Genomic DNA, 6372 nt, shown 5'->3' on the forward strand with positions numbered 1-6372 from the left:
ATCATTATTATTCCCTAATATTTCTATTCTAAGAGGTATTGACAAAATCTACCCCCTTCTAACTTGTTAGCAATGATACAGGCTTAACTGATTACCAATGAGATTTTGCCTCACTCGCTGGTTTGTGAGCGTCAGTCGTCGAACTTAAATATTATAAGTAATTACCCGAACTTGATATAACTGGATACAACAGTGGCTAAAAGTTTTTCCGATTCCACAATTATCTACAGGCTAGGCTCGATTAAGAGCGTTAATGAATTTTTACCCAAATCCCTTTCCTTACTTGATAAATGAGAGTGAATTCTTATTTTATTCTGCCGCTTATTGACAGAAGATTGGTATATTTAAGCAGAGCAAACCCAAGCTTTTCTATCTTGAAGATAGGTAGCTTGAGAAATCGTTAAAGAGAATGTCGTCGGCTCTTAAACATGATTGGGTATGGCATCAATTTCGCCAATAACTCAATACTCACTTGTTTATGGGTGGGGAGCAGAAAAACTACAATAGTCCGAGTCAAGTATTAGGCGTTTTTGAGCTGCCGTTGGAAACAAATTTGGTATGATTGAGGTAACATTTTTAAATGATGGGGCTTCTTAACAATACTGACCCATCTTTTTTTACCATAAATTGGTCATAACCCCGTCAGCTAGGGGGTTATGACGGGGGTATCACCCCGTCAGGTGTATTGGTTGATCACCATAAGCTCAGGAGAGCCAGAAACGTTATATATTTCTGTGTCTCGGACTGATATAAAAAAAGAAAATTAATAGTGTAGGTTTTGTTTCTCAACCTAACCTACACTATTAATAATTTGTGTAAGGGGAATGTTTATTCCTAACTCTCATTATTCACGAGACGGAAGTTACGGAAATACGGATAACTGTTGTTTTCCTGAGTCTTTCTTCTTCCTTGCTTCTTCCTCCTTCTTTCCACGTCCCCATTCCTAATTACCAATTCCCAAATGACTCGCTTAGCCACAACAATAGAAGCCATACTTTACCTAAAAGGTCAGCCAGTGTCGATCGCAGAAATTGCCGAGATTGCCAAGTGCGATCGAGCCGAAGCCGAAGACGCCATCATCGAACTCATGTCTGACTCGTCCCACCGCGACAGTGCATTAGAAGTCGTCGAAACCCCCACAGGATACAGCCTGCAACTCAGAGAAGAGTTTGCCAGTTTAATGCAAACTTTAATACCTCCAGAATTAGGTGTGGGAGCTTTGCGGACGCTGGCTGCGATCGCCCTCAAAGGCGGCATCGCTCAGCCAGATTTAGTTAACTTGCGAGGTTCAGGAGCTTACCAACAAGTGCAGGAGCTGGTAGAAATGGGTTTCGTCCGCAAACGGCGACCGACTGAGGGGCGGTCGTATTGGTTACAAGTTACCGAGAAATTTCATCGGTACTTTCAAGTAGATCAACTGCCAAAACAATTGCAACTTGACTTTCAGGCAAATTTGTACCCAAGCAATGACGAGTAGTTTGAAGTAGAATGTAACCAGCCAGAAATTAAGAATCGCCAAATGGTTTTTCACCCTGACTTTGACACATCCAATGCCCAACAAACCGCAGTCAATCCACTGCTGAAGTACCTCCAACACCAATCCCCGGAGGTTCTAGCCCACGTCGCCAAGTCCGTCAGCCCCGACATCAGAGAAATAATCTCTCATAACGTTCAAGGACTTGTCGGCGTTTTGCCTTCAGAAAATTTTAACGTCGAAATTACCACCGATCGCGAAAACTTAGCAGGTTTGCTAGCTTCAGCGATGATGACAGGCTATTTTTTGAGGCAAATGGAGCAAAGGATGCACCTAGAAGAAAATTTAGCAAGCACCAGCTCGATTAAACCAAACTCACCCAAAGACAAGTAAAAAGATCAACGGGTTGGGGAAGCAAGAAAGATGAAAGTTGTTCAGAAAAATCCATAATCCTGAATCATGGAGGCACAGGGAATTAAGAAACCGGGCTGTTAACCGGCTATCCCTCGCGCTACACCGAGGCTTTTGGTGAAAAAACCCGGTTACTGCTTCCAGGACTATCAAGCATCAGATTCATCTTCCATCCTCCACCCCTGCAACTAATACCAATTTCAAAAAAGAATGCAACTGTAGATAAGCTCCAAATCCTTATGCAGTAAGTCATTCTTAATTCTTTAATCGAAAATCGAAAATTGAAAATGGTATTACCCACCGGCGGAGCTACCCGATAGGGGAAAAGCACCCGGACGTACTTTAATTTTCTGAACTTGACCCAAACGGTTAATTTCCACTTCTAGTTCTTTGCCCACAACCGTGTTTTCCACCCGTTCTTGCACGTCACCGGGAGTGTTAACCGCAATTCCGTCAACTTTTTGAATGACATCTCCGGGGCGCAAGTCGGCTTTTTGAGCGGGGGAATTTTCCACGACTCGCGCCACGGCTACGCCTTGATCGAGGGTAATTTTATTATTATTATCGAGCTGTTTGTTGAGTTCTGCCTTGGTGGCGGCACTCAAGCTGACCATTTGAATGCCGAGATAGGGATGTTCGGCTCTACCTTTGGCGAATAGCTGATCGGAAACTCGTTTGGCGGTTTCGATCGGAATTGCAAATCCCAAGCCCTGAGCGTCCGCGCGGATAGCGGTATTGATACCAATTACTTCGCCTTGGTCATTGAGTAGCGGCCCGCCAGAATTGCCGGGGTTGATGGCAGCATCGGTTTGGATAAAGCGAACTCGCTTGTCGGGGATGCCGACTTGGGAACTCGATCGACCCGTAGCGCTGATAATGCCCACAGTCACGGTATTGTCGAGACCTAAAGGATTGCCGATCGCGATCGCCCACTGTCCCGGTACAATATTGTCCGATCGACCCAAAGCCACCTGCGGCAGTTCCTTAGCATTAATCTTAACCACAGCGACATCCGTCAGCGGATCGACTCCCTGCACCTTACCCTCAAACTCCCGGCCGTCTTTGAGAGTCACCTTAACAGTATCCGTCCCGGAGACAACGTGAGCATTAGTAACTATGCGGCCGTCCGAAGTGAGAATAAAGCCGGAACCCGTACCTCTCTTGGTTCGTTCTTCCGGCTGCGGCAAATTCTCCCCAAAAAACCGACGAAACAAAGGATTTTTGAAAGCTTCGGGCACTTGATTCGCCACCTTGGTTGATGCGTCAATCCGCACTACAGCCGGGCCGACTTTTTCCGCTGCTTCAGCAATAAAATTGGGATTGCTGCGATCAACCGCCCGATTTTCCTGAACTGAAGGAGAGGGATAGGGGGGGATTTGCTGGCGTACTACTGGCAAAACCAATCCGGTTTCCAGATTGTTTGAGCCTTGCAGATAGCGATTTCCCAACCATCCCATACCTCCGCCGATTGACAGCAGAGTCACATAAAGGGTCGCTTGCTTAAAAGATAAACTCATTTAATAACTCCCGCTAAATACCTCATCCCCGCAGACAGGTTCCGAATCAAGCTTTTTTGTCTTGGCGACGGGAAGGAAGCGGGGCGGGGCGTACCGCTTCCTCAAGAACATAGCTGTTAACAGGCTGGCGCCCATCGGCATCACAGGCAATTTTGCCGGATTTACCAAGAGCGAATCAAACTAATAATTCTCATCCTAACTTGGCTTAGCCTGGGATTTACAGTCTGGGGGGTGGCTAGAGCTGGTAAATATGCAGTTTCACAGGATTTTAAAATTGTCAACTGTCCGAAATGAATACTTTTTTATGTACATAATGACTTTGAAACGCTTATTTCCGCTGATTTCTGCACTAATTTGGTCGATCGCACCCGTTGAGAAAACGGCGGCAAATACCGAAATCCCACCTGCAAATCTTCCTTTAGGTACACCTGTAGAAAACCCCGACCCCGCCCGCGATTGCCCCAGTCCGGCTATGTCTCGGTTGCGTCGCCACACTGTGGCCCAGGGCGAAACAATAGAAAGCATCGCGCGGCAGTACAGTGTGATTCCTGCGGCGCTGATCGGGATAAACCCGATGTTGCGGGGCGGTGGAGTATCTGCTGGAAGTGCGATCGTCATTCCTCCGTACAGTGGCATGGAGGTAAAAGTGCCTGCGGGCTGGAATTGGCAAAAACTGGCAGAAGCTTACAAAGTGCCCGCAGATTTGCTATTTGAGGCGAATGGGTGCAGGCCTTTGGGGAAAACGGTGTTTGTGCCAGCGGTGAATAGGTCGATCGGGCCTTCTATCAATCCCGATGCAACGCCATCGGTGCAAGGATTTCCGCTGCCCGCGCCAGCAGTGGAAGCTTTGCGTTACGGGCGGCAATTGCATCCGGCGCGGCGCGAATTTTTTTTCCACAGCGGCGTAGATTTTTTGGCGTCGGAGGGTACGCAGGTTTTGGCCGCGGGCGAGGGGACTGTCGCTTTTGCCGGGCCGCAGGGGGATTACGGGAATTTAGTGGTGGTGAACCATGAAGCGGGGAAGCAAACGCGCTACGCTCATTTGAAAGATATTGCCGTAAAAGTCGGTCAAAAAGTGCAGTCTGGAGAAGTTTTGGGAACTGTGGGGACGACGGGAAAACGGGACATTCCGCCATCTCATTTGCATTTTGAAGTTCGGTACAATTCCGGTTTGGGTTGGGTTGCTGAAGACCCACTGCTTTATTTGCAAGCGACTATTAAAAAATAGGATTGTTAGTGTGCTGGGGGGGTAACAACCCGCCCCAAATCCAGAGGGGGTAAGGATTGAGCTGGGTTGTGGTAAAAAAAGATAGGCAGCAGAATCATTACACGATTGCCTATTCCAAAAAATATGTTACCAACATTTTACCAGACTCACTTACAAAAACAACTGACGCAAACCCCGTTTATTTTACTCACAATCTTTTTGAACCTGATAGAATCCGAGAAAGAAGTAACGATCGCACTAATCGGGTTTCCATTAATCACTTATTGGTGAACAACTTATTGCCCGATCGCACATTTCTCTCCAATTCGATCGCCCGATCAACAAAAAACCCGATCGCCCATCAACCCAAAAATCAGATCGCCCCAATCAACACAAAAATTTGATCGCACATTTCTCTCAATTTCGATCGCCCTAAAACTCGCTACATTAGGACTTACGATGGAGGCAGAGAAACCCGGTTTTGGACGACAATAAATACTTCGTTACAGCCCACAGATTCGGTAAAAACCCGGTTTCTTTGGTGGGAGTGGGTAAGTCCCGTACACAAAAAATTAGATCGCCCGAATCGACCCAAAAATCCGATTATCGCCCGCCGCTAACTCCCTCCAATCGCAGGAAATGCACCCGGCCCGACGCATCCCCCGCTACAACTGTCACCCCATCAGGCGAAATTGCACAGCAACGAAACCCAGTTTCTCCGCTGAAACTAGCAACCCCTTCACCGCTAAACAAATCCCAGATTTTCAGGGTGTTATCCTCTGAAGCGGAAATCGCGGTTTGGCCGTCGGGTGCGATCGCGACTGCATATACCAGGCTACTATGACCGGTGAGAGTTCTAAGTTCGGTGCCTGTCTCGGTGTCCCAGATTTTCAGGGTGTTATCGTATGAAGCGGAAATCGCGGTTTTACCGTCTGGTGCGATCGCCACTGCATTTACCCAGCCAGTATGACCGGTGAGGGTTCTAAGTTCGGTGCCTGTCTCGGTGTCCCAGATTTTCAGGGTGTCATCCACTGAACCGGAAATCGCTGTTTTGCCGTCTGGTGCGATCGCCACTGCATTTACCGAGTTACTATGACCCGTGAGGGTTCTAACTTCGGTACCTGTCTCGGTGTCCCAGATTTTCAGGGTGTTATCCTCTGAAGCGGAAATCGCGGTTTTACCGTCTGGTGCGATCGCCACTCCATTTACCGAGCTATGACCGCTGATGGTTCTAAGTTCGGTGCCTGTCTCGGTGTCCCAGATTTTCAGGGTGTTATCGTATGAAGCGGAAATCGCTGTTTTACCGTCTAGTGCGATCGCCACTCCATTTACCCAGCCAGTATGACCGGTGAGGGTTCTAAGTTCGGTGCCTGTCTCGGTGTCCCAAATTTTCAGGGTGTCATCCACTGAACCGGAAATCGCGGTTTTACCGTCTGGTGCGATCGCGACTGCTGATACGCCGCCAGTATGACCGGTGAAAGTTCTAAGTTCGGTGCCTGTCTCGGTGTCCCAGATTTTCAGGGTGTAATCAGCGGAAATCGCGGTTTTACCGTCTGGTGAGATCGCCACTCCATTTACCGAGCTACTATGACCGGTGAGGATTCTAAGTTCGGTGCCTGTCTCGATGTCCCAGATTTTCAGGGTGTTATCGTATGAAGCGGAAATCGCGGTTTTACCGTCTGGTGCGATCGCCACTCCATTTACCGAGCTACTATGACCGGTGAGGATTCTAAGTTCGGTGCCTGTCTCGATGTCCCAGATTT

General features: G+C 47.9%; 6 protein-coding genes. 4 read left to right on the forward strand and 2 right to left on the reverse strand.

The window, feature by feature from the left end; translation table 11 throughout:
- Window positions 1-961 precede the first annotated feature (961 nt).
- Both scpB and QUA03_RS26685 read left to right on the forward strand, forming a co-directional pair.
- Window positions 962-1477, forward strand: coding sequence for an SMC-Scp complex subunit ScpB (gene scpB, locus QUA03_RS26680; RefSeq protein ID WP_333216442.1), 516 nt, complete (start codon window positions 962-964; stop codon window positions 1475-1477).
- A 42-nt stretch (window positions 1478-1519) separates the two neighbouring features.
- Window positions 1520-1867, forward strand: a complete 348-nt coding sequence (locus QUA03_RS26685) for a DUF760 domain-containing protein (RefSeq protein WP_333216444.1) — start codon at window positions 1520-1522, stop codon at window positions 1865-1867.
- A gap of 311 nt (window positions 1868-2178) precedes the next feature.
- On the opposite strand, the gene QUA03_RS26690 is transcribed toward QUA03_RS26685, so the two are convergent.
- On the reverse strand, window positions 2179-3402 hold the full coding sequence (locus tag QUA03_RS26690) for an HhoA/HhoB/HtrA family serine endopeptidase (RefSeq protein WP_333216446.1): 1224 nt from the start codon (window positions 3400-3402) through the stop codon (window positions 2179-2181).
- A gap of 304 nt (window positions 3403-3706) precedes the next feature.
- Here QUA03_RS26690 and QUA03_RS26695 point away from each other — a divergent pair, with 304 nt between their 5' ends.
- Window positions 3707-4630: a M23 family metallopeptidase gene (locus QUA03_RS26695; RefSeq protein ID WP_333216448.1), complete on the forward strand. Its 924-nt coding sequence runs from the start codon at window positions 3707-3709 to the stop codon at window positions 4628-4630.
- A gap of 68 nt (window positions 4631-4698) precedes the next feature.
- Window positions 4699-5013, forward strand: a complete 315-nt coding sequence (locus QUA03_RS26700) for a hypothetical protein (RefSeq protein ID WP_333216450.1) — start codon at window positions 4699-4701, stop codon at window positions 5011-5013.
- 199 nt (window positions 5014-5212) lie between these two features.
- Here the strand turns inward: QUA03_RS26700 and QUA03_RS26705 are convergent.
- On the reverse strand, window positions 5213-6372 hold a 1160-nt coding region (locus tag QUA03_RS26705), incomplete at its 5' end, for a WD40 repeat domain-containing protein (protein ID WP_333216452.1).

The organism is Microcoleus sp. S36b_A4 (genome assembly GCF_036700645.1).
In the GTDB taxonomy this organism is placed as follows: domain Bacteria; phylum Cyanobacteriota; class Cyanobacteriia; order Cyanobacteriales; family Microcoleaceae; genus Microcoleus.